23 protein-coding genes are annotated in these 26,318 nt (G+C 48.1%); 21 read left to right on the forward strand and 2 right to left on the reverse strand.

What is annotated here, in order from left to right; all coding sequences use genetic code 11:
* Window positions 1-85 precede the first annotated feature (85 nt).
* From BLW49_RS15490 to BLW49_RS15510, 5 genes are all read left to right on the forward strand, one after another.
* Window positions 86-526, forward strand: coding sequence for a YlbF/YmcA family competence regulator (locus BLW49_RS15490; RefSeq protein WP_090725449.1), 441 nt, complete (start codon window positions 86-88; stop codon window positions 524-526).
* Between the two features lie 87 nt (window positions 527-613).
* Complete coding sequence (locus BLW49_RS15495; RefSeq protein ID WP_047910945.1) at window positions 614-880, forward strand: YlbG family protein; 267 nt, start codon at window positions 614-616, stop codon at window positions 878-880.
* A 258-nt stretch (window positions 881-1,138) separates the two neighbouring features.
* Complete coding sequence (locus tag BLW49_RS15500) at window positions 1,139-1,576, forward strand: hypothetical protein (RefSeq protein ID WP_047910946.1); 438 nt, start codon at window positions 1,139-1,141, stop codon at window positions 1,574-1,576.
* A 137-nt stretch (window positions 1,577-1,713) separates the two neighbouring features.
* On the forward strand, window positions 1,714-2,628 hold the full coding sequence (locus BLW49_RS15505) for a selenium metabolism-associated LysR family transcriptional regulator (protein ID WP_076313165.1): 915 nt from the start codon (window positions 1,714-1,716) through the stop codon (window positions 2,626-2,628).
* Between the two features lie 41 nt (window positions 2,629-2,669).
* Window positions 2,670-3,524 carry a PHP domain-containing protein gene (locus BLW49_RS15510; RefSeq protein ID WP_371264564.1) on the forward strand — a complete coding sequence of 285 codons (855 nt, stop codon included), beginning with the start codon at window positions 2,670-2,672 and terminating at the stop codon, window positions 3,522-3,524.
* Window positions 3,525-3,684: 160 nt separating this feature from the next.
* On the opposite strand, the gene BLW49_RS15515 is transcribed toward BLW49_RS15510, so the two are convergent.
* A complete protein-coding gene (locus BLW49_RS15515) occupies window positions 3,685-5,430 on the reverse strand; it encodes an Rqc2 family fibronectin-binding protein (protein WP_090725451.1) in 1,746 nt (581 codons plus the stop codon).
* A 264-nt stretch (window positions 5,431-5,694) separates the two neighbouring features.
* Between BLW49_RS15515 and BLW49_RS15520 the strand changes: the two genes are divergently transcribed.
* The 4 genes from BLW49_RS15520 to BLW49_RS15535 all read left to right on the forward strand — a co-directional run bounded on the left by BLW49_RS15520 (window position 5,695) and on the right by BLW49_RS15535 (window position 12,334).
* Window positions 5,695-8,484 carry a calcium-translocating P-type ATPase, SERCA-type gene (locus BLW49_RS15520; protein WP_076313534.1) on the forward strand — a complete coding sequence of 930 codons (2,790 nt, stop codon included), beginning with the start codon at window positions 5,695-5,697 and terminating at the stop codon, window positions 8,482-8,484.
* Window positions 8,485-8,639: 155 nt separating this feature from the next.
* Complete coding sequence (gene dapF, locus BLW49_RS15525) at window positions 8,640-9,473, forward strand: diaminopimelate epimerase (protein WP_076313162.1); 834 nt, start codon at window positions 8,640-8,642, stop codon at window positions 9,471-9,473.
* Between the two features lie 129 nt (window positions 9,474-9,602).
* Window positions 9,603-10,289, forward strand: a complete 687-nt coding sequence (locus BLW49_RS15530) for a copper homeostasis protein CutC (RefSeq protein WP_076313161.1) — start codon at window positions 9,603-9,605, stop codon at window positions 10,287-10,289.
* A gap of 179 nt (window positions 10,290-10,468) precedes the next feature.
* A complete protein-coding gene (locus BLW49_RS15535) occupies window positions 10,469-12,334 on the forward strand; it encodes a bifunctional homocysteine S-methyltransferase/methylenetetrahydrofolate reductase (RefSeq protein WP_076313160.1) in 1,866 nt (621 codons plus the stop codon).
* Window positions 12,335-12,463: 129 nt separating this feature from the next.
* On the opposite strand, the gene BLW49_RS15540 is transcribed toward BLW49_RS15535, so the two are convergent.
* Window positions 12,464-12,856, reverse strand: coding sequence for an acyl-CoA thioesterase (locus BLW49_RS15540; RefSeq protein WP_076313159.1), 393 nt, complete (start codon window positions 12,854-12,856; stop codon window positions 12,464-12,466).
* Between the two features lie 200 nt (window positions 12,857-13,056).
* On the opposite strand from BLW49_RS15540, the gene BLW49_RS15545 reads away from it, so the two are divergent.
* From BLW49_RS15545 to pknB, 12 genes are all read left to right on the forward strand, one after another.
* Entirely contained in the window at window positions 13,057-13,944 is an 888-nt protein-coding gene (locus tag BLW49_RS15545; protein WP_047910954.1) for a YicC/YloC family endoribonuclease, read from the forward strand.
* A 118-nt stretch (window positions 13,945-14,062) separates the two neighbouring features.
* Window positions 14,063-14,323 (forward strand): extracellular matrix/biofilm regulator RemA, encoded by a 261-nt coding sequence (gene remA / locus BLW49_RS15550; protein ID WP_006209218.1) that lies wholly within the window; start codon window positions 14,063-14,065, stop codon window positions 14,321-14,323.
* A gap of 13 nt (window positions 14,324-14,336) precedes the next feature.
* On the forward strand, window positions 14,337-14,918 hold the full coding sequence (gene gmk / locus BLW49_RS15555; protein ID WP_047910955.1) for a guanylate kinase: 582 nt from the start codon (window positions 14,337-14,339) through the stop codon (window positions 14,916-14,918).
* A 10-nt stretch (window positions 14,919-14,928) separates the two neighbouring features.
* A complete protein-coding gene (rpoZ, locus tag BLW49_RS15560) occupies window positions 14,929-15,162 on the forward strand; it encodes a DNA-directed RNA polymerase subunit omega (protein ID WP_076313157.1) in 234 nt (77 codons plus the stop codon).
* Between the two features lie 121 nt (window positions 15,163-15,283).
* Window positions 15,284-16,495, forward strand: coding sequence for a bifunctional phosphopantothenoylcysteine decarboxylase/phosphopantothenate--cysteine ligase CoaBC (gene coaBC, locus BLW49_RS15565; RefSeq protein WP_076313156.1), 1,212 nt, complete (start codon window positions 15,284-15,286; stop codon window positions 16,493-16,495).
* Complete coding sequence (priA, locus tag BLW49_RS15570; RefSeq protein WP_177178749.1) at window positions 16,482-19,064, forward strand: primosomal protein N'; 2,583 nt, start codon at window positions 16,482-16,484, stop codon at window positions 19,062-19,064. Before coaBC ends, priA begins: the two co-directional genes overlap by 14 nt.
* 92 nt (window positions 19,065-19,156) lie before the next feature.
* Window positions 19,157-19,639 (forward strand): peptide deformylase, encoded by a 483-nt coding sequence (gene def, locus BLW49_RS15575; RefSeq protein ID WP_047910959.1) that lies wholly within the window; start codon window positions 19,157-19,159, stop codon window positions 19,637-19,639.
* Window positions 19,640-19,651: 12 nt separating this feature from the next.
* Window positions 19,652-20,614, forward strand: coding sequence for a methionyl-tRNA formyltransferase (fmt, locus tag BLW49_RS15580; protein WP_076313154.1), 963 nt, complete (start codon window positions 19,652-19,654; stop codon window positions 20,612-20,614).
* Complete coding sequence (gene rsmB / locus BLW49_RS15585; RefSeq protein ID WP_076313153.1) at window positions 20,611-22,059, forward strand: 16S rRNA (cytosine(967)-C(5))-methyltransferase RsmB; 1,449 nt, start codon at window positions 20,611-20,613, stop codon at window positions 22,057-22,059. Before fmt ends, rsmB begins: the two co-directional genes overlap by 4 nt.
* A 169-nt stretch (window positions 22,060-22,228) precedes the next feature.
* Window positions 22,229-23,281, forward strand: coding sequence for a dual-specificity RNA methyltransferase RlmN (rlmN, locus tag BLW49_RS15590; protein WP_047911230.1), 1,053 nt, complete (start codon window positions 22,229-22,231; stop codon window positions 23,279-23,281).
* Window positions 23,282-23,296: 15 nt separating this feature from the next.
* The gene (locus BLW49_RS15595) at window positions 23,297-24,073 is read left to right on the forward strand and encodes a Stp1/IreP family PP2C-type Ser/Thr phosphatase (RefSeq protein WP_047911231.1); all 777 of its coding nucleotides are present in this window, start codon (window positions 23,297-23,299) and stop codon (window positions 24,071-24,073) included.
* The gene (pknB, locus tag BLW49_RS15600; protein ID WP_076313152.1) at window positions 24,070-26,265 is read left to right on the forward strand and encodes a Stk1 family PASTA domain-containing Ser/Thr kinase; all 2,196 of its coding nucleotides are present in this window, start codon (window positions 24,070-24,072) and stop codon (window positions 26,263-26,265) included. Before BLW49_RS15595 ends, pknB begins: the two co-directional genes overlap by 4 nt.
* Window positions 26,266-26,318: the final 53 nt, after the last annotated feature.

Below are 26,318 nucleotides of genomic sequence, written 5' to 3' on the forward strand. Positions count from 1 at the left end.
CTTATGTATAGGCTGATATGTTATGATAGATATAGTCCTTTTCCGAAAAGAAATGGAACTTTGATATAGATCGGGATGAATTTTCATGAGCGTATCTGAGCTAAATACGGTTGATATGGCCCAAGTGCTGTCATACGCCTATGAACTAGGCGATATGATTAACCAATCTACGTTAGTAACAGATTATTTATATTGGAAAGAGCGGGTTCAGCAGAATCCGGAAATTCAAGTATGGGTCCGACGTCTTTCGGACAAAAAGGAGCTATTTGCGGAAACGGAGCGCTTTGGGCATTTCCACCCCAATTATCATAGTGCCAAAGACGAAGTTAAGGCTGTAGAGGATCAGCTTGAAACTTTTGAAGAAGTTAGACGTTTTAAGGAAGCTGAGGCACAGTTAGACGATATGCTGCATCAGATGTCTGAGACGATCGCTTTTTCCGTTTCTAGTTCCATTAAAGTTCCTAGCAACGATCCTTCACCAAAAGGCGGCTGCGGCGGGGGCGGAAGCTGCGGTTGCGGCGGCTGATTTATTCTTCATGAATGCCGATGCCGGTACAAGGAGGATTTTGCAATAGACAGATATAGCAAAATCTGAAGAAGAGGTGAATTTCGTATGTTTGCACAGCGAACAGGATATATCATATGGGTCAGTGATCTAAAAGCTGCTCGCAATCTAGAAAAATATGGCACAGTACATTATATCTCAAGAAGAATGCATTACGTCGTAATGTATGTGAACGCAGAGCGCGCAGAGGATACAATGAAGAATGTCAAAAGACTATCCTATGTTCGCAAGATTGAACGTTCATATCGAAATGAGATTAAAACGGAGTACAGTAAGGACATTCCGGACAAAACCAGCTTTTACGGCGGGATTTAACCTGGTGTAAATACATCGGGAAGGAATTTCATATACAATCCGGAGGAGCGGCCCATAGGCCGCTCTTTATTTTCATATTTTTGAATTAATCAAGCGATCAGATAGGGCTGACGTCGGATGATTTTTTTGATTGACATACTAACAACTCAAATTTCTTATCACAAGAAGCAATTTTACCTTGAGCTATCGGGACTTATGTTGTAATATATTGGTTAAATATGTAGATAGAAAGACCTATCTTGTGGAGAGTGATATCCCATGCGAGACAAGTTGATGCAGCGCTGGAGCACTTACGAACCTTTTTATGTGGCTCTAGGTGATAAGAGAGTAGCTGATGTTGTCATTACGAACCATGCTAAGCTAAGATATGCGGACCGAGTAAGACAGGATAATAACGATATTGAGAACATCGCAGCATGGCTCTGGGAGTGCCTCAAGCAGAACAGGATTTCACCCTACTATCGGAATGAGCAAGATGTTTATCTCATTGATGGTGATCTAGTCGTGGTTGCTGAATTCTCTGAGTTGCCTGGTGAATATGATATTACAGGGAATCCGCTTCACAAAATGATCATTGTCACTTTCCTTGGACGGATGTCAGAGACGATTGAACTGCGTGACTTGAAGACTTACTATTCCTGGCTGCGGCATTCTAGACGAATGACGCTGGTGAAGAACAGCCGTAAGAGAAAGTAGTACGAAGCCTAGCTAGCTTTGTTTAACAGAATAGCTTCGTAGTGGAGTAATCGCTTTGATCGAAAAGTGTGCATATATGCACACTTTTTTTTGTGGATCGGTTACAATAAGAAAAGTTTAAGGGGGAGTAGATCAAGATGAACTTTCACCAGCTACACATTTTTTATACCGTTGCGGACAAAGGGAGCTTCTCTGCAGCAGCTCAGGCTTTACATATGACACAACCAGCAGTTACGATGCAGATTCAATCACTGGAGGATTACTTCGGCACGAAGCTGATTCATCGTTCAACGAAGAAGATCGAGTTATCGGAGGCTGGAGAAGCATTGCTCCCTTATGCCTTGCGCAGCATGGAGCTGTTTCGTGAAACGGATGAAGCGATGTCTTCCTTTACGGACAAGCTTCAGGGCAGGCTGCTGATTGGCGCCAGCCTGACAATTGGTGAATATGTCCTGCCTCGCCTGCTTGGCCCCTTCGGCAAGAAGCATCCTGATATATCCATTGTCATGAATGTGATGAACACGACTCAAATCATTGATGGAATTATGAAGCATCAGCTGAATTTTGGAATGATTGAGGCGCCGCTCTCGCACCCGGATTTAATCGTTCAGCCTGCAATGCGTGATGAGCTGAAACTGATCGTTCCAGGCAATCACCCGCTGACGTATAAGGAAGAGATCGGGCTGCATGATCTGCTTGAGTATCCATTTATTGTGCGTGAGAAGGGATCGGGAACAAGGCAAGTGATGGAGGATGCAATCCGTGAGCACGGGGTTGATCCATCAAAGCTGAACACGGTGATGGAGCTGGGCAGCACCGGAGCTATTAAATCCGCTGTCGAGGCCGGTGTAGGAATTACGATTATATCGCCTTCTTCAGTGAAGCATGAAGTGACACTCGGTCTCTTAAAGATACTGGAGCTGAAGGATATTGAGTTCAAACGGGAATTTTACGAGGTGTATTCTAAATCCTCCATGCTGCCTATTTCAGCGGTAACCTTCTTGAATTACTTGAAGAAGCATGCGCAGTCATTAGACGAAAGCGATGATTAAAATGACTCTGACGAGCGAATGACGAAAGGAGTAGTCTGAACATGTCTATGGAGCACGGAACAAATCGCTGTGATTTGCATACGCATACGCTGGCATCAGACGGCATGCAGTCTCCAACAGAAAATGTCCGGCTTGCATCAGCTAGAGGTCTTGCAGCAGTGGCGATTACGGATCATGACACCGTCTCCGGTGTAGAGGAAGCCATCAGAGCGGGAGAACAATACGGCACTCAGGTCGTTCCAGGTGTTGAGATCAGCACCCGGGCCGGAGGTAAGGATATTCACGTGCTTGGCTATTTTGTTGATATACACAACACTAAATTTCTAGAGCGGCTCGAATCACTCCGACGCACCCGGGAAGAGCGGAATACACGTATTCTGGAGAAGCTGCAGGAGCTTGGGCTGTCAGTGACGATGGATGACGTAATCCGTGTCATGAACAGACCTTTGGACAAGGATGAGACGATTGGACGTCCGCACATTGCCGATGCACTTGTTCACAAAGGTTATGTTAAGAACATGCGCGAAGCATTTGATCGGTATCTGGCTGAAGGGAAGCCGGGATTTGTCAGTGTTCCGCGTGTATCACCGGCTGAGGCGATGGAATGGATTAGAGAGGCTGGCGGTAAGCCTGTTCTGGCTCATCCTGGATTGTACGGGGATGATGAGCTAGTACAGGAAATTATTGAGCAGGGTAAGCCCGAGGGCATTGAGGTCTACCACTCCGATCATGGCCTGGAGGAAGAAGCGCGGTATAGGGCGATGGCCGAGAAATATAGTCTTGTCATAACAGGCGGATCCGATTTTCACGGGGAGAGACAGGGTGTCGTCTTCCACGGTGATCTGGGAAGCGTAACCGTGGCTGCAGAAGTTCTGGAAGAGTTAAACGGAAAGTAAGCTGCAGCGTAACGTGAAACTGAAGCATCAAATACCTGAAGCAGTCTGAAACATCCCTAATCTAAAAAACACCTTCAAAAGTGTCGCCATTCTCGTGAAATGGCTGCATTTTCTGAAGGTGTTTTGTCTATCTTTACGTCTTCAAATGATCTGCTCTAAGTCAGGATCCGTTCTTGATCGTGCTCGGCAGCTGTTTGATCCGCGCCTCATCCGGCGTAACAAATAATGTCTTCTGATTATCGTAAATAACAAAACCGGGCTTTGCACCGTTCGGTTTCTTCACATGTCTGACCAGGGTGTAGTCTACGGGAACACTGCTCGATTCCTTGGCTTGGCTGTAATATGCAGCCAGCTGTGCAGCTTCTTCAAGCGTCTCTTCGCCAAAAGAACTCGCCCGGATCACAACATGCGAGCCGGGAATATCCTTCGTATGCAGCCAGGTATCTCCTGAGCTTGCAAGACGGTTAGTTAAATATTCGTTTTGCAGATTGTTTTTGCCTACACAGATTTCAATGCCTTCTGATGATGTGAACACATGCAGGGTCGGCAAATGGTTTTTCTTCTTTTTCTTAGTGCCTTTTTTGCTGCGATCCCGTAAATATCCCTGAGACACCAGTTCCTCGCGAATTTCCTCGATATCGCTCATGGAGGCGATGGACAGCTGCTGAAGGAGATTGTCCATATAATCAATCTCTTCACGCGTCTTTTTCAGCTGATCCTCGATGATCTGCAGGCTGTTCTTATATTTGTTGTACTTCTTGAAGTAGCGTTGTGCGTTGTCTGAAGGTGTAAGAAGCGGATCCAGCGGGATTCGCACTTCCTTCTGCTCTTCATCATAAAAGTTGGGAAGAACAGCTTCCTTGTCCCCCTTCTGAATAGCATACAGCGATGCGAATAGAAGCTCACCGTAGATTCGATATTGATCTGCATCATCAGCTTCGGCAAGATCCTTCTGCAAGTGGTCCAGCTTCTTCACATTTTTGTTACGCTCGTTCTGCAAAAAGCGGAGCAGATCGCTCACCTTCTGTTTGACCGCGTCCCGCTCAGCCTTCTCGCCGTAATACGCCTCCATGCATTTGCTGATTGAAGAGAATGAGGTGAGCTCTTCGTTCAGATGTGTAAGAGGAATGGCTGAGAACACCATTTTTCCCTTCGTATTCTGACCGATCACAGGGCTGAACTGGTCCGAAGATACAAGGCTCATCACTTCACTAAAGGCCTGTATCAATCTCGGCAGAGCCTCAGACTTCGGCTCTCCGCTAAGCTGGGCTCGATACACGATCTCCTCGGCTATGAGTGGACTTATACCACTGAAGGTATCGACAAGCCACTTGGCAGCTGTCCCTTCATAGGCTGTATAGGCTTCAAACTCAGCTGAGCCGGCTGTTAAAGGATGATGCTTGTTCTGCTGAGGCGGCTCGGTATAAGCAAATCCGGGCATGATCACCCGATAACTGCTAATCGCCGGAGTGACGTGATGGATGCCATCCATCATGGTGCCTGATGCAGGATCAAGCAAAATAATGTTGCTGTGCCGTCCCATCAGCTCAATAATGATCCGTTTTACAGATACATCCCCCAGCTCGTCTCGCTGCCTTACGTCGATGTGAATCATTCTTTCCATACCAACCTGACTGATCTTCTCAATAATACCGCTCTCACAGTGTTTGCGAAGCAGCATGCAGAACATGGGGGCTTCCGTCGGATTAATGAAGGTTTGCTCTGTAAAATGAACCCGGGGATAGGTAGGGCTTGCTGACAGCAGCAGCTTGGCATTCTCCCGGCCTGCTCGAAGGCTGATTACGATATCATGTGTATTAGGTTGATGTATTTTATTGATGCGTCCGCCAACGCAGGCTTGCAGTTCGTCTACAATTGCGCGGACGACGATTCCGTCTAGTGCCATAAGTTTAGTGTTCTCCCATCTTAAGCTTTGGTTCGTGGCCGTGAACGGTTAGATTCACTTCTTACTATCATGCCATAGTTTTGACAAAAACTTAAGAGCTCTTTAGATGTGATAATTCAGTCCTTGTCCGAATACAGTAATGTTAGAAGTTTGTCCGGCAAGATTGGCGCTGCTTATTGAAGGATATGAATCCTATTTTGATTCGGGCAAGTCATGACACTGGACAGGCACAGGACTAAAGACCGGGAGGGGAAACTGTACGTGATGGAGCATAAGAATTGGCATCAGATGAGTATAGAGGATCTTGGGGCCAGCTTGAATGTTGACCCGCAGATAGGTCTGACAGAAGCCGAAGCGGAAGAGAGGCAACAAAAATCAGGAGCTAACGAGCTGTCCGAAGGGAAAGGGATCTCACCGATCACCCTTTTCCTGAATCAATTCAAGGATTTTATGGTGCTTGTTCTGGTTGGTGCCACACTTGTATCCGGGCTGCTGGGCGAATATCTGGATGCTATCACCATTATCGCGATTATTCTGCTGAATGGAATCCTTGGGTTTGTACAGGAGTTTCGTGCCGAACGATCGCTCAGCGCGCTCAAGAAATTGTCTGCGCCGACTTCTAAGGTGCTGCGGAACGGTAAGGTAATGCAAATACCGGCCAAAAACTTGGTCCAGGGAGATATTGTCATGCTGGAGAGCGGAGATCGCGTTCCGGCCGATATTCGCTTTGTTGCAGCCAGCAACTGTGATGTTGAAGAATCTGCGCTCACGGGAGAATCTGTGCCGGTTAGCAAGCATAGCAGAATCATTCAGCAAGAGGAAATCCCGCTCGGTGATCAGAAGAATATCGGTTTCATGGGCACGATGGTGACCAGAGGAACAGCGAAGGGAATCGTAATTCGCACCGGTATGGATACCGAAATGGGCAAAATCGCTGATCTGATCCAGAATACCGAAGCGCAGGAGACACCTTTGCAGCGCAGACTTGAGCAGCTAGGCAAAATATTAATCGTCGTTGCCCTGGTACTTACCGTTCTGGTTGTTGTGGCAGGTATTCTGCATGGACAACCGGCAGTGGGGATGTTCCTGGCAGGTGTGAGCCTTGCTGTAGCCGCAATCCCTGAAGGTCTGCCTGCGATTGTAACGATTGCGCTTGCGCTTGGTGTACAGCGTATGATCAAACGGAAGGCCATTGTCCGCAAGCTTCCTTCGGTTGAAACACTGGGATCGGCCTCGGTCATTTGCTCGGATAAGACGGGAACACTGACGCAGAACAAAATGACGGTAACGGATGTATGGCAGGGCGGACGTCATCTGAAGGTGTCCGGGGAAGGATACAGTCCTTCCGGAGAAATTACGTATCAAGACCAAATCGTGGACTTGAAGAGTGATCAATCTCTTCGCAGACTGTTCCAGATTAGTGCACTTTGCAACAATGCGCAGATCGAAGAGGTTCCGGCCGGAGATATGCGAAACGGCAAAAAGCTGCTGGAGGAGACGGAGTGGAGACTGAAGGGGGATCCAACAGAAGGAGCCCTGGTTACGCTTGCCTCCAAAGCCGGTGTATCACCGCAAAGCCTGTCTGGCTTATATGAGCGTGTGCAGGAGTTTCCATTCGACTCGGAACGGAAGCTGATGTCTGTCATGATGAAGCATCAGGGCGGAAGACTGATCTTTACTAAAGGTGCGCCGGACGTATTAATCCAGGAATGCACCTACATCATGTGGGAAGGCAAGGTAGTGCCATTTACAGGGACGCTGAGACAGAGGGTTACGGCAGCGGGAGAGAGAATGGCAAGCTCGGCTTTGAGAGTGCTGGGCATGGCCTATCGTGAAGTGAAGCCGGAAGAACACGTTGATAGTGAACAGAAAGCAGAAAGTCAGCTGATCTTTGTGGGTCTAGCCGGGATGATTGATCCTCCACGCAAGGAGGTACGTGATGCGATTGCAACCTGCAGAAGAGCCGGAATCAAGACAGTCATGATTACGGGTGACCATTCCATGACAGCGGAGGCGATTGCACATCAGCTTGGCATATTGCCGCGGGATGGCAAGGTACTGACAGGTCAGCATCTTGCTTCATTAAGTGATGAGGAGCTGGACAATGAAGTCGAGCAGACCTATGTTTATGCAAGAGTATCTCCGGAGCATAAGCTGAGGATCGTAAAATCACTTCAGCGCAAAGGGCACGTGGTTGCGATGACAGGAGATGGTGTTAATGACGCGCCTGCGATCAAAGCCGCAGATATCGGGATTGCGATGGGGATCACAGGTACGGATGTAACCAAGGAAGCCTCTGCTCTCATACTAAGTGATGACAATTTCTCTACCATTGTTTCGGCTATTGAGGAAGGGCGAAATATATATGAGAACATAAGAAAATTTATTCGTTATTTGCTCGCTTCCAATGTCGGAGAGATATTGACGATGTTCTTCGCCATGATGGCAGGTCTACCACTGCCACTGTTGCCGATTCAGATTCTATGGGTCAATCTTGTGACCGACGGGCTGCCAGCAATGGCATTAGGAGTCGACCAGCCGGAGAAAGATCTAATGGAGCATAAACCGCGTTCTGCGAAAGAAAACATTTTTGCAAGAAGACTGGGCTGGAAGATTATTAGCCGTGGTGTGCTGATCGGATTATGTACGCTGGGGGCATTCTGGTTAACGTTACAGGCCGCACCCGATAGTGAAGGACAGCTTGTTAAAGCCCAGTCCGTAGCTTTTGCAACCCTTGTCATGGCACAGCTCATCCATGTATTTGACTGCCGAAGCTCAAGATCCATATTCCATCGGAACCCGCTGCAGAATAAATATTTGGTTCTTGCGGTTCTGTCATCTGTCATTCTGATGCTTATCGTAATGTACACGCCTCAACTGCAGCCGATCTTCAAAACTGTACCGCTTGATCTAAGAGAGTGGGCGCTTGTTATCGTTGCTGCCGGAATTCCTACATTCCTGCTTGGAATCGGCAGTGTATGGGGAGGACGCCGTAACCGTAGGAGATTGACTACCGGAGGCTACACACCAAAAAATACAAAGTTTTCAGCATAAAGTAGATTTCCTTCGCTCCTTGAGGTATGCTATCCTGAAAAAGTCAAATGCTTATCATATTTTAGCAGGATAGGCTGGAGAGAATGAGCCTATTTATAATAGCTATCATGAATGGTTCGTTCGATCTGGAGTGCCAAAAGGAGCGGAGTTACGTCATGGAATTTACGAAAATGCATGGACTGGGTAACGACTTTGTTGTCGTATATGGAGAACAAGAGCTTCCCGCTAACGCGGCTGAGCTGGCGATAAAATGGTGCGATCGATTCTTTGGGATCGGAGCAGATGGGCTTGTATTTATTTTGCCTTCCGATACGGCGGATTTCCAAATGCGCATCATTAATTCGGATGGTACAGAGGCTGAACAATGCGGTAATGCAATTCGCTGTGTTGCCAAATATGTGTACGATAACGGACATATTGACCGGGAAGAGATTACGATTCGTACGATTGGGGCAGGCGTACAGCCCGTTCAGCTGACTGTAAAGGACGGTAAAGTGGAGACGGTGCGTGTGGATATGGGAGAACCTCAGCTTGACGGTCTTAAGGTGCCGACGACAATTGATGCAAATCCAGTGGTGAATGAACCTATAGAGGTGGGAGGCAGCGGCTTCCGGTTCACTGCAGTATCTATGGGTAATCCACACTGTGTAATTTATGTTGATGATGCGGTGAGCTTTGATCTGGCCGCATGGGGACCTAAAATGGAAGTACATCCGTTGTTCCCTAACAAAACGAATGTTGAATTTGCAACGGTGAAGGATCGCAGGCATGTAGATATGCGGGTATGGGAACGCGGCGCAGGACCCACGCTCGCCTGTGGAACCGGGGCTTGTGCTACCTTGGTATCCTCTGTTCTGAATGATGTAACGGATCGTGAAGCCTGGATCAGTCTAAAGGGCGGTGATCTGTATATTGAGTGGAGTGAGGAAGATAACCATGTATACATGTCAGGACCTGCCGAGATTGTATATACAGGAACTACGAACTGAGGTAATCGGAATACTATTATAAAGTTATAAATCTGAAGGCATCCCCATTAACCATCGTTTTGGTTGATGGGCGTGCTTTTTTTATGGAATCATACGGAATACCGACAAATGGATAAGGAGTGATTAGTTATGCTGTTAGAGATTATAGCAACGACCGTGGACGACGCCGTTACGGCAGAGAAGTGCGGTGCCAATCGCTTGGAGCTGATTACGGCCATTACTGAAGGTGGCTTAACTCCAGGAATCGGTCTTGTCTCCCAAGTGGTGAAGTCTGTCAGCATTCCCGTGCATGTCATGGTGCGTCCACATAGCCGTTCCTTCGTTTATAGTGAGACCGATGTGGAAACGATGGCTGCCGAGATTGAGGCAATCCGGCAGACAGGTGCAGCAGGCGTTGTACTTGGGGCGCTGACACCAGATGGCAAAATCGATGTTAGAACGTTAGAGCTGCTGCTCAAGTCAGCTGGTGATCTGCAGGTGACGTTTCATCGTGCCTTTGATGAGCTGGAGGATCAGCTGGAGGGTCTCAGTACTCTTGCGAAGTATCCTGCAGTAACGAGAGTTCTCACCTCCGGCGGTCCGAAGCCGGCCCCCCAGTCGATTCCGCAAATTCGCAGACTTGTGGAACAGGCAGCAGGAAGCCACCTTTGTATTCTAGCGGGCAGTGGCTTGAAGAGAGAAATGATCACGAACTTTATTGAGCAAACCGGTGTAACAGAGATCCACTTCGGCTCTGCCGTCCGCTACGATCAGTCTGGTCTTCAGCCGATCAATCCTGCCGAACTGCGCGCCCTCTCTGATTGCATCCAAAAATAAAAGGGTGCAGGAAAAAGTAATACAGAAAAGCATATGCATATTTATAAGCTTGCTACAACGGAGAAAGAGATATTTGCCTATTATCTACTATAGGGCAGCAGCCTGCTTTTTTTGCTTAAACAATCCTCCCATTTGTGTTACATTAGTGTGAATAAATTGGAATTGGCGGGAGGAGAACGATGGCTGATTTACGTGAAGTGTTGAAGAATGAAGTCATTATTGGCGATGGCGCTATGGGAACACAGCTCTATCAAATGGGTGTGCCGGTCGGCGTTTCTTACGAGGAATTAAACCTGACATCCCCCGAGATGGTCAAGGATGTTCATCGCAGATACATTGAAGCGGGAGCTAGGCTCATTGAAACAAATACATTTTCTGCGAATTACGTTAACCTATCCAAATATGGACTTGAAGATCAAGTTGAGGCAATCAACCGGGCGGGTGTTAGGGTTGCGCGGGAAGCCATGGGGAATAAAGGGTTTGTGGTTGGCGCAGTCGGAGCCATTCGCGCGGGTAAGAGAGCAGATATTTCCGCTGCCAAGCTGAATCTTTATTTTGAACAGCAGATATCCGCTCTAGTGGGAGAGGGAATTGACGGGGTATTGCTTGAAACCTTCTATGATGTGGAGGAGCTTGTCATTGCTGTTCGACAGGTTAAGAAGTTGACTGATCTGCCGATCATTTGCCAGTTTGCTATTGATGATGTCGGCCGTACGTTCGATGGATTCACAATGCCTGAAGCGTTCTCGATTCTGCATAAAGAAGGCGCGGATGTCATCGGATTTAATTGCCGGACAGGTCCTAATGGTATTATGCGGGCGATGGAATCTGTTCAGAATTTAGGAATTCCGATGTCGGTATTCCCGAATGCGGGTCTGGCGGAATACGTTGACGGGGAATACCGGTATGGTGCTTCTGCTGAATACTTCGGTCAGAGCGCCGTCCGGTTCGCTGATTTGAATGCACGGATTATCGGCGGATGCTGCGGTACGACACCGGAGCATATTAAAGCCATGGTATCAGCTCTTGATACTTATGAGGCAGCTCCATTAACGGTAGTCGATGATGAGCTTCTGCCATTGCCGGACTCCGTATCCGAGACGCTTGCCGATGGAAGTGCAGCAGGCACGATTCGAACAGAGCCTACAATTGTAGACTTGGTTAAAGAACGCCACACCGTCATCGTTGAACTTGACCCTCCGCGTGATCTTGATATTCAGAAATTTCTAACCGGAGCGAAGAGTCTGAAGAAGGCTGGAGTTGATGCGTTGACACTGGCTGATAATTCTCTCGCGGTAACCCGGATGAGCAATATGGCGCTTGGATATTTGGCGAAGGAGCAGACCGGCCTGAGACCGCTGATTCATATCGCCTGCCGGGACCGCAATATGATCGGAACCCAGTCCCATCTCATGGGCTTTGATGCACTGGGCATTGATCATGTGCTGGCAGTAACCGGGGACCCTGCAAGGTTCGGAGACCTTCCGGATTCAAGCTCTGTCTATGATCTGACATCATTTGAAATTATACGAATGATCAAGCAGCTGAACAGTGGAATAGCGTTCTCCGGTAAACCGCTTAAGCAAAAAGCCGACTTCATTGTAGGTGCCGCATTTAATCCGAATGTGAAATATTTGGAGAAGGCGGTACAGCGTCTCGAGAAGAAGATTGCTGCAGGTGCAGACTATATTATGACCCAGCCAATCTATGATCCTAAGCTGTTTGTACAGCTCAAGGAAGCAACGAGCCATTTGGATATTCCGATATTTGTAGGAATTATGCCGCTCGCAAGTGGTCGAAATGCAGAATATTTGCACAATGAGGTGCCAGGTATTCAATTATCGGACGCAGTCAGAGAAAGAATGGCGGGGCTCGAAGGCGAAGAGGGCCGCAAGGTAGGTACGGCAATAGCGAAGGAGCTGCTGGACGTAGCGATGGAGCATTTTAATGGAATCTATATAATGACTCCGTTCATGTTCTATGGAATGAGTGAAGAGCTGACTCACTATGTGTGGGAGAAATCAGGCCGTGTAATTAAGACCTAGAATCCGGCTAAATAGAGTATCACGAATGAAATCGGAAAAAAGTCCGTGCCTGCTGTGCTGAATACTGCAGGTACGGACTTTTGTGCGGTTGCTCTATCATATGATGGTTAAGTTTAAGCAATTGATTGATCATGAGAAAAGGTTCCGGAGCTGTTCCGGTATCGGTCTGCTTTTTCGAGTGGAAGGGTCGATGGTCACGCTTGTAATGAGCGCGTCTGCGCAGATCTCCTGGGCTTCATTTAATATCATTTGCCTAAGCACATAACTTGAATTCCGGGCACTGTCCTGTTCTGTTGTGACCGTAAGAAGCTGGCCCTGATAGCATTCCTTGCGATAGTTGATATTGATATTAACGGTGACCGTCTGACAGCCAAGCTCAAGTAGTGTTTTGTATGACAGCCCTCCCGCTTCATACCATTCATCTCGTGCCCATTCCAGATATTCTAGATATTTCGCATTATTTACGTGGCCGTTAACATCAATCTCGGTGGGACGAACAATAAGGTTCAGTTCTGTTTTCATAAGCAGCTCTCCTGTTTAAGTTTTTATGGGTCGTTACTAGGAAGCCGGTGCCTGAAGTGCAAATAAATAATGTATGCAGATTCTAATAGGAAGCCCTGAATTAGGCAATAATGGTATGAATTAATGGCAAATCCCCCATGATTATCGTACTTGTTTAAGCCTGTATTATCCGATACAATAGTATAATGGATGTGATGCCGATGTCATTCAGTATGACCGGATACGGTCAATATTTGCTCAGCTATGGCGGGTATAAGGTACAACTTGAAGTCAAATCTGTCAACCATAGATACTGTGAAGTTGTCTTTAGGATGCCAAGGGAATGGAGTCGTTTCGAAGACGGGCTTCGCAGAATGGTACAGCGTAAACTTGCACGAGGCAGAATTGATGTTTTCATTACGAGAGAATTGGATGACAGCAGCAGAGGTACTGTGCTGAACAAGCAGATGGCTGCTTCCTATCTTGAGGCTTCAAGGGAGCTTGAGTCCAGCTTCGGGATGAAGGGGAATCTGACCATTTCAGAGATGCTGCAGCTGCCTGGTGTGTTAGTGAGTTCTGAGGAGATGAGCAATCTTACAGTCTTTGAGGACGAGAACTGGGAGACTGCGCTGCAGGAAGGACTAGCGCTTGCACTTGATGAGCTGCTTGATATGCGCTCTCGTGAAGGAAGTCATCTTGCCGCTGATTTGAAGTCGCGAATATTGAGTCTGCAGGCTCATCATGCAGCGATGGTTCAGTTAGCGCCAGCTGTAGTGACGGAGTACCGAAGCAAGCTGAGACAGCGATTAACCGAAATTTCTGATGCACCATTCGATGAACATAGATTTGGTATGGAGATCGCGATTTTTGCCGACCGATCCAACATAGATGAGGAACTGACTCGTCTCTCTAGTCATATGGCTCAGTGCGAAGAGCTGCTCACCGTGCGTGAGCCTATAGGGCGCAAGCTTGATTTCTTGATCCAGGAGATGAATCGTGAAGTCAACACCATCGGCACTAAAGCTCACCACCTGGGGCTGGTTAATCTTGTAGTCGAGATGAAGGCCGAGCTGGAGAAGATCAGAGAACAAGCTGCGAATTTAGAATAGGCAATGAACACTAAGTTGAAGCAATTTCATAATACCTTTAGCTGCTTTTTTAATGATTTTTATGAAATTGATTCAGTTTTGCAAAGATTACACCAGTAATAGGGGGACGAACCTGAATATGGCAATTAAACTCATAAATATAGGATTCGGCAATATCGTTTCGGCGAATCGCATCATTTCTATTGTTAGTCCTGAATCCGCCCCAATCAAAAGAATTATACAGGAAGCACGGGATCGTCACATGTTGATTGACGCTACATATGGACGCAGAACACGTGCGGTAATAATTACAGACAGTGATCATGTGATCCTGTCTGCAGTGCAGCCGGAGACGGTTGCCCATCGTTTATCTTCTAAAGACGATGACAACGACGAATAAAATGGAGTGTAATATGTCTAAGGGATTACTAATTGTATTATCAGGACCGTCCGGTGTAGGAAAAGGAACCGTGTGTACCGCTCTAAGAAAACGAGTTCCTGAACTCATCTATTCAGTGTCAGCGACAACTCGTCAGCCAAGACTTGGTGAAGAGAACGGAGTCAATTATTTTTTCAAGAGTCGAGAGCAGTTTCTTGATATGATTGAGAAGGATCAGCTTCTGGAGCATGCGGAGTATGTAGGTAACTATTATGGAACCCCGCGTGATTTCGTAGAGGAGACTCTTAATTCCGGCAAAGATATCATTTTGGAGATTGAAGTCCAAGGAGCTCTCAAAGTCAAAGAGAAGTTCCCGGAAGGAATTTTCGTATTTCTGCTGCCTCCGTCTCTTGATGAATTGAAGGATCGAATTCAAGGCAGAGGCACCGAGAATCAAGCGACCATTGATCACCGCATGTCTGTAGCCGAGCAGGAGATCAGTTTGCTGCAGCAATATGATTATGCCGTTGTCAACGATGAAATTGATTTGGCCTGCAAACGAATAGAATCGATCATCATCGCCGAACATTGTAAAATAAATAGTAAATCGAAATGAGGAGTGCTCCATGCTATATCCATCTATTGATGAAATGATGAACAAGGTAGACAGTAAATACTCTCTGGTGGTTGCAGCTTCAAGACGCGCCAGACAGCTGCGTGAAGGTGAGAAATCCGAACTCAGAAATCCGAAATCCCATAAGCAAGTCGGTATTGCACTTGAAGAGATCTATGGTGATTTTGTACGTGTGGAGAAAGGTCATGACGAAGACGAAGCAGAACAACAAGACAGCCAGTCATAACCTATACGCGAAATACGAATAAGGTACAGCTATGATAAAAGTGACAACCGCAAGGTTGTTATTTTTTTCTTTAGACGCGTAATTCGAGTCCCAAATCTTAATCAGAACAGGGGGAGCGCATATGCTGAACGGTAAAAAAATTGTGCTCGGTGTTTCAGGAGGGATTGCAGCTTATAAGGCCGCTGCGCTGACTAGTAAGCTCGTCCAGAAGGGAGCAGAGGTACACGTCATCATGACGGCATCCGCCAAGGAGTTCATTACAGAGCTGACCCTACAGTCATTATCACGAAATCCGGTATATACAGATACCTTTGATGAACGTGATGCATCCGTTGTCTCACATATAAACCTAGCGGATACAGCAGATCTGGTCCTTGTTGCACCCGCAACCGCGAATGTGATTGCCAAGATGGCTCATGGACTTGCAGATGATATGCTGACAACGACATTGCTGGCAACAACAGCGCCGGTAATGGTCGCGCCTGCCATGAATGTACACATGTATGAGCATCCTGCCGTGATCCATAACATGAATACGTTATATTCACGTGGTGTGCATTTTATCGAGCCGGGGGTAGGACAGCTTGCCTGTGGGTATGTCGGAAAAGGACGGCTCGAGGAGCCTGAGACCATTGTGGATGTCATCGAGCGTTTTTTTGGTGAGGAAGAAGCAGGCAAGCCCCTCTTAGGCAAAAAAATGGTAGTTACTGCAGGCGGTACCATTGAGCGAATTGACCCGGTAAGATACATTACCAATGATTCCTCGGGTAAGATGGGAGTTGCTTTTGCCAAAACAGCTAAGGACATGGGCGCAGAGGTCACGTTAATTGCAGCTAATATGCAGGTCAAGTACCCAGAAGGAATAACTGTCGTTCCAGTTCAGTCTGCAGATGATATGCATCAGGCAGTATTTGAGCGTTGGGAACAGAGCGATATCGTTGTTAAGGCAGCTGCGGTTGCTGACTATCGTCCGATGGAGGCCGCGAAGCAGAAGATTAAGAAGAGCGGCGAGACGCTCACGCTGGAGCTCGTCAAGACGGTTGATATTCTCGAAGCACTGGGAAAAGCCAAGACACATCAATTCTTAATCGGGTTTGCGGCGGAAACGAATGACCTGGAGCTGCATGCAGCATCTAAGCTCGAACGTAAAAATGCGGATCTGATCGTGGCTAATGATGTCACTCAAGAGGGTGTTGGATTCGGGACAGATACGAATGCAGTTAAGATTTTTGACAAGCAGGGCTTGGTCAAGGAAATACCTGTGACGGCCAAAGAAGAAGTAGCACGGCAAGTACTGCTGATTGCAGCCTCCCGAATGGATGGGAGGAAGTGAGCTTGTGAATATAGCAAAAGTGATAGTAGACGTGCCTGCCAAAGACGTGGACCGCACTTTTGATTACTTGATTCCGGAATCGCTTAAGGGCTGGGTAGAGATAGGAAGTCGTGTCGGGGTGCCTTTTGGACATCGAACGGTTCAGGGCTTTGTCGTCGGGCTGGAAGAGGCAGTAAACACAGATTTTAAGCTGAAGCCAATTGCCGAACTCTTGGACCTGGTTCCACCGCTGTCGCCAGATCTGGTGGAGCTTGGAAGATGGATGAGCCGGCATTACGCCTGCAGTGCGATTATGGCCTTACAGGTCATGATTCCGACTGCGCTGAAGGGTAAATCCAAGCGTTATATTTCTGTTTCGGAAGGGTTTGAATCATTAGAGGAGCAGACCGTGCAAGAATCTCAGGCTTCGAGCGACGGCCCTGTATTATTTGCTATGCCGGATTCACCGGAGAATGTGTCCATCCAGGATGTAATCATCCGATATGTACGGAGCAAGGAACAAGTGACACTTGATCATCTAAGTGATCGGTATCCGGATCATTCTAAGGAAATCAAGCGTTTAATTCGCAGCGGCATTCTGCATGAGGAACAGATGATCAAGGACAAGCTGCAGAAGAAGATGCTGAAGGCGGTCTATCTTGCTGTAAGTGAGCAAGAGGCTGAGGACGCGCTTGCTGACTTCCCGGCTAAAGGGAAACGGCAGAAAGAGGTCTTGTCTTTTTTGCTCGAAGCGAAGGAGCTTCTTCCCATGCCGCTTAAAGACGTGCTGTCTGCACTTCAAGTATCTGCCGCCACAGTGAAAGGGCTTGAAGACAAGGGCTTAATCTCGATCTCTGAAGTGGAAGTGTTCCGCGATCCATACCGTGGACGTGATTTCAAGCCAACCGAGCCGCTTCCGCTCACATTGGAACAGCAGGCCGTCTATGATCGGATTGCAAGACAGTTAGATGAACGTGAGCAGGGTGTATTTCTGCTGCGTGGTGTAACAGGCAGCGGCAAGACGGAAGTATATCTGCAAGCGATTCAGCGCTGCATTAAGCAGAATCGTCAGGCGATTGTGCTCGTTCCAGAGATTTCACTTACACCGCAGATGGTTGAAAGATTCAAGGGGCGTTTTGGTGACCAGGTTGCCGTCATGCACAGCAGGTTATCGGGCGGAGAGCGATATGATGAATGGCGCAAAATCCGTGAGGGTAAGGTCAAGGTGGCGATCGGTGCCCGATCTGCTGTGTTTGCTCCGTTCGATCAGCTGGGACTGATCATCATTGATGAAGAGCATGAGACCTCCTATAAGCAGGAGGAGACGCCGAAATATCATGCAAGAGATGTAGCGGTGGAACGCTCCAAACAGCATGGAGCAGCCGTTATTTTAGGCTCGGCCACGCCCTCGCTTGAGAGCTACTATGCTGCCAGGTCACAAGCTAGTGATGAATTTGCTCCGGTTCTCATGGAGATGAACTATCGTGCATTGGGCAATGAGCTTCCGAAGGTACGGATCATTGACATGAGGGAGGAGCTGAAAGACGGGAATCGGTCGATGTTCAGCAGAGCTCTGCACCAAGGAATTGCCGAGCGGATTGAACGCGGAGAGCAGACGGTGCTTCTCTTGAACCGCCGGGGTTACTCAACCTTTGTGATGTGCCGCAGCTGCGGCTATGTGGCGAGCTGTCCAGAGTGCGATATTTCTCTTACGTATCACCAGCGAAGCAACAATTTGAGATGTCACTACTGCGGTTATGCGGAAACGGCTCCCCAGATTTGTCCGGATTGCGGCAGCGAGCATATCCGATATTTTGGCACGGGGACTCAGCGCGTTGAGGAAGAGCTGGCGAAGCTGTTTCCTGGCGTGCGGGTCATTCGGATGGATGTGGACACCACGACTGAAAAAGGCTCCCACGAGAAGCTGCTCAAAGCTTTTCGCGAGAAGAAGGCAGATATATTGCTTGGAACACAGATGGTGGCCAAAGGCCTTGATTTTCCGGATGTGACGCTGGTGGGTGTGATCACCGCAGATTCAGCGCTGAATCTGCCTGATTTTAGAGCGGCTGAGAAAACATTTCAGCTGCTGACTCAGGTTGCAGGCCGTGCGGGCCGTCATCAGCTGCCAGGAGAGGTGTTCGTACAGTCCTATACACCGGATCATTATTCCATAGTGCATGCAGGAAGCCATGATTATCTCTCATTTATCAAGGATGAACTGGGTCACAGGCGCGCTCTGCAGTATCCGCCGTACTGCCGGCTGATCCTGGTGACGTTCTCTCATGAGCAGCTTCCTGTTCTTGTAAGGGCAGCGGAGAATTACACGAGACTTCTCAAGGAGCAGGCGCAGAAGATGGGGCTGTTCGGCAGTCTGGATCGGTTCAGTTCTGATGCATTTGATGTGCTGGGTCCGGTTGCCTCGCCCATGCCGCGATTAAAAAATAGATACAGGTTTCAATGTATGATAAAATGGCGTGGGGAAATTGATGCCATCGGCCTTGTCAAAAATATGGCGAGGAAGATGGAACAGGATTTTCAGGGTAAGGATTTGCTTATAAGCCTTGATGTCGATCCACAGATGCTGATGTAGTTCAGGATCGGGATTTTAAACCATATAATTTAACATGACGCAGGATGATTCAATCCTGAAATGATTACGTTCATAGGAAGGTGTTTAGCAGCATGTCAATTCGATTGATTGTAAAAGAGCCGGATGAGGTATTGCACAAGGTAGCCAAGGAAGTAACGAAGATTACACCTAATGTTCAAAAACTGCTCGATGATATGGCGGAGACAATGTATGATGCGGATGGTGTAGGTCTTGCTGCACCGCAGGTCGGCATCTTGAAGCGGCTTATCGTAGTCGATGTTGGCGATGATCACGGTTTGATCAAAATGATCAACCCTGAGATTGTAAGCTCGGAAGGAGAGCAATTTGGACCGGAGGGCTGTCTGAGCATTCCAGGCTACAACGGAGATGTCCGCAGAGCTGAAACGGTAACAGTAAAGGGTCTTGACCGCGATGGCAAAGAATTTACGGTTACGGGCAGTGGTTTGTTCGCGAGAGCGTTCCAGCATGAGATCGATCATCTCAATGGTGTTTTGTTTACAGATCTCGCAGAAAAAGTGTATGAAATCGGAGCTGAACCGAACCGCGGTAAATAAGGAGGTATGGAAATGAACATCGTTTTTATGGGAACACCGGCCTTTGCTGTGCCTTCACTTGAGAGACTGCTTGAGGAAGGATACAGCATCAGCCTTGTAGTGACTCAGCCGGATAAACCTCAAGGACGAAAAAAGGTTCTGACACCGCCTCCGGTCAAAGAAGCTGCGCTGAAGCACGGTATTCCCGTGTTTCAGCCGGCAAGGCTTCGTAATGAAGAATCTGTAGCAGAGCTTGCCAAATGGAAGCCGGATCTCATTGTTACTGCGGCCTTTGGACAAATCTTGCCGAAATCCGTGCTCGATATGCCTCAGTACGGATGTGTTAACGTGCATGGATCGTTACTGCCGAAATATCGGGGAGGTGCACCGATCCAGCGTTCGATCATGAATGGTGAGAAGGTTACGGGAGTAACGCTGATGTACATGGCTGAAGGTCTAGATACCGGTGATATGATCTCTAGGGTAGAGGTCGCAATTGAGGATGAGGATACTTCAGGTACGATGTTTGAGAAGCTCAGCCTTGCTGGAGCAGAGCTGCTGATACGCGAGATGCCCAATCTGACTAAGGGAAAAGTGCAGGCCACTCCTCAGAAGGAGGATGAGGCAACTTATGCGAAGAACCTATCCCGAGAGGATGAGAAGATCGACTGGTCTCGTCAATCACGTCAAATTTATGACCAGGTACGGGGGCTTACTCCATACTCTGGAGGATTTACATTATGGGACGAGCAGGTATTCAAAGTCTGGGGTACTATCAATCCTTCCAAGCTACCAGAGCCTTACCTTCAAGCATCAAATGCCAGCAAGAATGCAGAGCCCGGAACGGTGCTTGGGATGTCCAAGCTTGGCATTGAAGTGAAGACAGGCGACGGCTCTCTGTGGCTGTCAGAGGTGCAGCCTGCCGGTAAGAAGGCGATGGCTGCCGGTGATTTTGCCCGCGGCGGATCGCTCACAGCAGGGACGGTGCTGAAGTGAAGTCAGGAGACAACAATAATCCGCGTCTTGGCAATACATCCAATAAGGGTAGAGAGAAGAGCGGTGCTAAGTCTGCAGCTTCTAGTAAGCGCAAGGTATCCAGCAGAGAAGCGGCGCTTCAAGTCTTGGCTGCGGTTGAACAGGAAGGAGCCTACAGCAATCTGCTTCTGAATCAAGTGTTGAAACAGGCCAATCTCACCCCTGCTGATACGGGACTAGCCACGGAGCTGGTATATGGCACCATTGCCCGTCAAAAGACATTGGATTACTATCTTGAATCCTATGTAGCCAAAGGACTTGCCAAGCTTCAGCCCTGGGTTCGCAGTCTGCTTCGGCTGAGTCTGTATCAAATTCTATATTTGGACCGCGTGCCGGATCATGCGGCGGTAAGTGAAGCGGTAAATATCGCCAAGCGCAAAGGCCATCAGGGTATTTCCGGAATGGTGAACGGTGTGCTGCGCAATATTCTGAGAAACAGGGACAAGCTGACAATTCCAGACAGCCTTCCTGCCGCAGAACGCATCGCACTGATGCACTCCCATCCAGAGTGGCTCGTTCAGCGCTGGATCTCACAATATGGAGAGCAGGAAGCTGAAGCGATGTGTATCGCCAATAACGAGGCACCTCCGGTCAGTGTTCGGGTGAATACGACCATGATCTCGAGAATTAAGCTAATTCAAGAGATGCAGGAGGAAGGACTTGTTGTGGAGCCTTCTCTTCTCAGTGATGATGGGATTATCGTCAAGAGCGGGGGGAATATGGCTCTTACCGACTGGTACAAGGAAGGGATGCTCTCTGTACAGGATGAGAGCTCCATGCTTGTGGCCGGAGCGGTGGACCCGAAGCCAGGCATGACCGTCCTGGACTGCTGTGCTGCACCCGGAGGCAAGACCTCGCATATGGGTGAGAAGATGGAGGATCAAGGCCGTATTATTGCTAATGACATTCATCCTCACAAAGTAGAGCTTATTCATAGACAAGCGGAAAGGCTGGGGCTCGCCTGTATTGAGACCGTATGCCATGATGCGCTTGATCTGGCTTCCAACTACAAGGAAGCTTCGTTTGACCGCATATTGCTCGATGCACCTTGCTCTGGATTTGGGGTTATTCGCAGAAAGCCGGACCTTAGGTGGACCAAATCCCCAGAGGATGTTGAAGCCATCAGTGCGCTGCAATATGAGCTGCTAAGCCGTGTATCCAAGCTGTTGAAGCCTGGAGGCACGCTTGTGTACAGTACTTGTACGACAGAGCATGCTGAGAATGGCGGTGTCGTGGAACGATTCTTGAAGGAGAACGATCAATTTGCCCCTGCAGGTCATCTGTCGCTGAGAGAAGAGCTGCGGCACTCTGCCATATTGGATGAGTACGGAATTCAAATTTTGCCTCACCAGTTTCATAGCGACGGATTCTATATTGCAAGATTGACAAGGGTAGAAACATCGTAAAAAAGTGGATCAATAACAAGACTGCCGCCAGTCACCGTCAGGTATTGGCGGCTTTTTGCAGTTGCCGGCATAAAGACCTGCATAGATGAATACTGAATTATGTGCTAAAATGGGTAGAATGAGAAATAATATGTCTATAGATCAATTGGAAAGAACAGGTGTGAATGAAATGACAAAGCCTTTTATATATGATTACACGCTCGAAGAGTTAGAGCAGTGGGCAGTCGAGAATGGGGAGCCGAAGTTTCGTGCTGCTCAAATCTACGATTGGGTTTATGTAAAGAGAGTGAATGATTTTTCAGAAATGACAAATCTCTCGAAAGCTTTACGCGAGAAGCTAGATGATCAGTTTCAATTCGTGACGCTTTCGGAAATTACGAAGTTTGAGTCCAAGGACGGCACAGTAAAGTTTCTGTTCGGACTGCATGATGACCACGCAATTGAGACGGTCATTATGAAGCATAACTATGGCAACAGTGTATGTGTGACGACACAGGTCGGCTGCAGAGTCGGCTGTACTTTTTGCGCCTCTACACTGGGCGGTTTGAAGCGGAACCTGACTGCTGGTGAGATTATTGCTCAAGTCGTGCGCTCCCAGCAAATACTGGATGAACGCAATGAACGTGTGAGCAGTATCGTCATTATGGGTACGGGTGAGCCATTTGAGAACTACGATGAGACGATGAAGTTCCTTAGAACGATGATTCACGAGAAAGGTCTGAATATTGGTCAGCGTCATATCACAGTGTCGACCAGCGGTATTGTTCCAAATATTTATAAATTTGCTGATGAGGACACCCAGATTAACCTGGCTATCTCCATCCATGCACCGAATGATAAGCTGCGTTCGAAGCTGATGCCTGTTAACCGCCGGTTCCCATTTGATGATGTAATGGAGTCCCTTCGTTATTACCAAGGCAAAACAGGACGACGCATTACATTCGAATATGCCTTGATCGGCGGCGTTAACGATCAGCCGGAGCATGCCGAAGAGCTTGCGGGTGTTCTGAAGGACATGCTGTGCCATGTCAATCTGATCCCGGTAAACTATGTGCCGGAGCGTAAATATATCAGAACGGCTCGCAAGGATATATTCCAGTTCCAGCGTATCCTCGCTGATCATGGAGTTAATGTAACAATCCGCAGAGAGCAGGGTCATGATATCGCAGCCGCTTGTGGTCAGCTGCGTGCGAAGCATATGGAGAAGCACAAGGAAGCTTGAGGTGAGGATATGACTGTGATGAATACAGTGCATGTGAGTCACGTAGGACGAGTTCGTTCGGTAAATGAAGATTCCGCCTGGATAAGGCATCTGGATCAGGGATATATATTAGGTATTGTCGCAGACGGTATGGGCGGACATCTTGCCGGGGATACAGCAAGCAGACTGGCTGTAGAAACGGTATCCGATGACCTCTCGGTGCTTGAGCCCGGTTTGTCAGAGGCATCGCTGAGTGCTGCGCTGAGCGATGCCATTCTGCACGCGAATGAAGTCATCTATCGTACAGCGGCTGGGGATGAGAAGCTGCACAACATGGGGACAACCGTCGTTGCGCTCCTTATGAGTAATGCTTCCGGCATTATTGGCCATATTGGCGACAGCCGTGCTTACAAGATAACAGGCGATAAGGTCGTTCAATTGACAGATGATCATACATTAGTTAATGAGCTGTACAAGAATGGTCAGATCAGTGAAGAAGAGACGCATGTACATCCGCTCAAAAATGTCGTTACCCGAGCGCTTGGAACGGATGAGGATGTGTCTGTGGATCTGTACCCTGTCATTCTGGAAGCCGGGGATGTAATTATGCTCTGCAGTGATGGCTTAAGCAACCTGGTCAGCAGTGTGCAGATGGCAACCGTGATCGGGCAATCGGATCTGCCTTTGTCTGAACGGGCAGACAGGCTGCTGCAGCTCGCACTCCTGGCCGGAGGGGACGATAATATTACGGTTGCTTTATTTGAAATGCCAGCGGGCCCTTTAAGTGTTGTTGAAGAGGGGGTTGAATCATGATCGGACATCAGCTGAGCGGACGTTATGAAGTGATTGAGCGCGTCGGCGGAGGCGGAATGGCCCTGGTATACAAAGCGCACGATATTTTGCTCGGACGTAATGTTGCTATCAAGGTGCTTCGTCAGCAATTCGTTCATGATGACGAGTTTATTCGTCGGTTTAGACGAGAAGCCCAATCGGCTGCATCCTTGTCTCATCCGAATGTAGTTAGTATCTATGATGTAGGTCAGGAAGAAGACATCCATTACATCGTGATGGAGTATATCGAAGGTCAGAATCTGAATGAAATTATAAAAGAACGTGCACCGCTTCAAGTCGATGAAGCTGTCAGAATTGCTGCACAGATTGCGGATGCACTGGATCATGCCCATCATAATCAAATTATTCACCGCGATATCAAGCCGCATAATATTCTGATAGGCAAAAATGGAAGGGTCAAAGTTACAGATTTCGGAATCGCTCGTGCCGTGACCTCGACGACGATTACGCAGACCGGCTCAGTCGTCGGCTCAGTGCATTATTTTTCTCCCGAGCACGCCAAGGGGGTTGTAACAGGTGAGAAATCCGACTTGTACTCACTTGGTATTGTTATCTATCAAATGCTGACCGGACAGCTTCCGTTTCTTGGAGAGAGCCCGATCAGTGTAGCGCTGAAGCATCTGCAGGAGGAATTCGAGGAGCCGAGTGCGGTTAATCCGCTGATTCCACAGAGTGTTGAGAATATTATTCTTAAATCAATGCGTAAAAATCCGAATGAGCGTTATCAGTCAGCGCTGGAAATGTTGACCGATCTGGAGACCTGTTTGCTGCCGGATCGCCTGAATGAGGAGAAGCTTGTATTCGATGATGAGTTCGATACAGATCAGACCCGTATCATTCCTGCGATCAAGCCGGAATCACGCGGGCCATCCTATACGGATGCACCTGAAATGGCTCCAGACGAAGCAGTAACAGACGGTAAATCCAAGAAGAAAAAATCCAAGAAGCGGGCAGCGTTTTGGGTCTCGTTGACACTGTTCATCCTGATTGCACTAGCCGGTGTTGTCTGGTATGTCGAGAGTGCGCTTGTTGTGCCTGAAGTAACCGTGCCGAGCGTTATTGATAAGACCGAGGAAGAAGCCAGAGCCTTGCTTGCTCAGCAAGGGATTGAGGTTAATCAGGTTCTCCAGGAATATAAAGAAGGTGTCGATCCGGGAATTGTCTACGAGCAGAGCAGGCCTGAAGGAGCTGTCGTGAAGAAAGGTTCGCTAATTGACCTTACTGTAAGTGTGGAGAAGCCGAAGGAAACCATGCCGGGGCTTACAGGTCGAAATTATGAAGATGCAGTTCAGGAATTGCTGGCACTTGGCATGAGTGAAGATCGAATCAAGAAAACGGAGGAATTCAGTGAAGAGTCCGTTAATGAAGTGATTGGACAATCGGTTACCGAAGGCCAGCCTTTTGACCCGGAGGTAGATACCATCACCCTGAGGGTAAGTAAAGGCCAGGAAATGGTCGAAATGCCTGATCTGATCAATAAAACTCGCGCAGAGGCAGAAGAGTTGATTCGAAAGAATAAACTGACTGTTGCACCGGTTAAAGAAGAGCCAAGCTTTGAAGTGGAGAAAGGCAGGGTTACCCAGCAATGGCCTTATGATGCTGGGGCTGCAGTTGTTCCGGGTGAAGAAATTACGATCTTTGTAAGCACGGGGTATTCACCAGAGACGATCGAGTACAATTATCATATTTCGGTAGCTCCTCATGAAGAAGGCAAGAACAGCAAGATCCGTATCACCTTCACCGATGCCAGAGGAGAGAACCAAGAGCATGGTACGGAGACGATCAAGAAGACAGAAACGCTGACCGTACCGCTCGTTCTGGCTCCGAACAAGGATGGAGTCGTATCCGTTTATCGTGATGGACAGCTGATGGATACATTTGAAGTGAGATATTTTGATGCGAAGAACGGAACGGTTACCACACCGGAGATTGGACCAGCTGTTACTCCTGACAACCATTCGGGAGATGGTGAAGAAGGGGCGGGTCCGGATGAAGAGCCGAACCCAGAGGATCCGGGTAACGAGAGCAATGAAGGTAATAATGGCAATAATGGTAATGGTAATGAAGAAGGCAATGGAAACAACGATAACAACGGCAATAACGGCAATGGCCGTGGAGACAATCAGAATGAAGATGAAGACGGTGAAGAGTGATCTGGCTACTGAAATTCAGCTGCATTCCTCATTCTAGGCGCCTTAGGGGCGCC

The organism is Paenibacillus sp. PDC88 (assembly GCF_900106725.1).
GTDB classification, from domain to species: domain Bacteria; phylum Bacillota; class Bacilli; order Paenibacillales; family Paenibacillaceae; genus Paenibacillus; species Paenibacillus shunpengii.

Excerpts from the sequence above, each read along its gene's own strand:
- BLW49_RS15490 (WP_090725449.1), top strand. The coding sequence starts at position 86 with ATGAGCGTATCTGAGCTAAATACGGTTGATATGGCCCAAGTGCTGTCA.
- BLW49_RS15495 (WP_047910945.1), top strand. The coding sequence starts at position 614 with ATGTTTGCACAGCGAACAGGATATATCATATGGGTCAGTGATCTAAAA.
- BLW49_RS15500 (WP_047910946.1), top strand. The coding sequence starts at position 1,139 with ATGCGAGACAAGTTGATGCAGCGCTGGAGCACTTACGAACCTTTTTAT.
- BLW49_RS15505 (WP_076313165.1), top strand. The coding sequence starts at position 1,714 with ATGAACTTTCACCAGCTACACATTTTTTATACCGTTGCGGACAAAGGG.
- BLW49_RS15510 (WP_371264564.1), top strand. The coding sequence starts at position 2,670 with ATGTCTATGGAGCACGGAACAAATCGCTGTGATTTGCATACGCATACG.
- BLW49_RS15515 (WP_090725451.1), bottom strand. The coding sequence starts at position 5,430 with ATGGCACTAGACGGAATCGTCGTCCGCGCAATTGTAGACGAACTGCAA.
- BLW49_RS15520 (WP_076313534.1), top strand. The coding sequence starts at position 5,695 with ATGGAGCATAAGAATTGGCATCAGATGAGTATAGAGGATCTTGGGGCC.
- dapF (WP_076313162.1), top strand. The coding sequence starts at position 8,640 with ATGGAATTTACGAAAATGCATGGACTGGGTAACGACTTTGTTGTCGTA.
- BLW49_RS15530 (WP_076313161.1), top strand. The coding sequence starts at position 9,603 with ATGCTGTTAGAGATTATAGCAACGACCGTGGACGACGCCGTTACGGCA.
- BLW49_RS15535 (WP_076313160.1), top strand. The coding sequence starts at position 10,469 with ATGGCTGATTTACGTGAAGTGTTGAAGAATGAAGTCATTATTGGCGAT.
- BLW49_RS15540 (WP_076313159.1), bottom strand. The coding sequence starts at position 12,856 with ATGAAAACAGAACTGAACCTTATTGTTCGTCCCACCGAGATTGATGTT.
- BLW49_RS15545 (WP_047910954.1), top strand. The coding sequence starts at position 13,057 with ATGTCATTCAGTATGACCGGATACGGTCAATATTTGCTCAGCTATGGC.
- remA (WP_006209218.1), top strand. The coding sequence starts at position 14,063 with ATGGCAATTAAACTCATAAATATAGGATTCGGCAATATCGTTTCGGCG.
- gmk (WP_047910955.1), top strand. The coding sequence starts at position 14,337 with ATGTCTAAGGGATTACTAATTGTATTATCAGGACCGTCCGGTGTAGGA.
- rpoZ (WP_076313157.1), top strand. The coding sequence starts at position 14,929 with ATGCTATATCCATCTATTGATGAAATGATGAACAAGGTAGACAGTAAA.
- coaBC (WP_076313156.1), top strand. The coding sequence starts at position 15,284 with ATGCTGAACGGTAAAAAAATTGTGCTCGGTGTTTCAGGAGGGATTGCA.
- priA (WP_177178749.1), top strand. The coding sequence starts at position 16,482 with ATGGGAGGAAGTGAGCTTGTGAATATAGCAAAAGTGATAGTAGACGTG.
- def (WP_047910959.1), top strand. The coding sequence starts at position 19,157 with ATGTCAATTCGATTGATTGTAAAAGAGCCGGATGAGGTATTGCACAAG.
- fmt (WP_076313154.1), top strand. The coding sequence starts at position 19,652 with ATGAACATCGTTTTTATGGGAACACCGGCCTTTGCTGTGCCTTCACTT.
- rlmN (WP_047911230.1), top strand. The coding sequence starts at position 22,229 with ATGACAAAGCCTTTTATATATGATTACACGCTCGAAGAGTTAGAGCAG.
- pknB (WP_076313152.1), top strand. The coding sequence starts at position 24,070 with ATGATCGGACATCAGCTGAGCGGACGTTATGAAGTGATTGAGCGCGTC.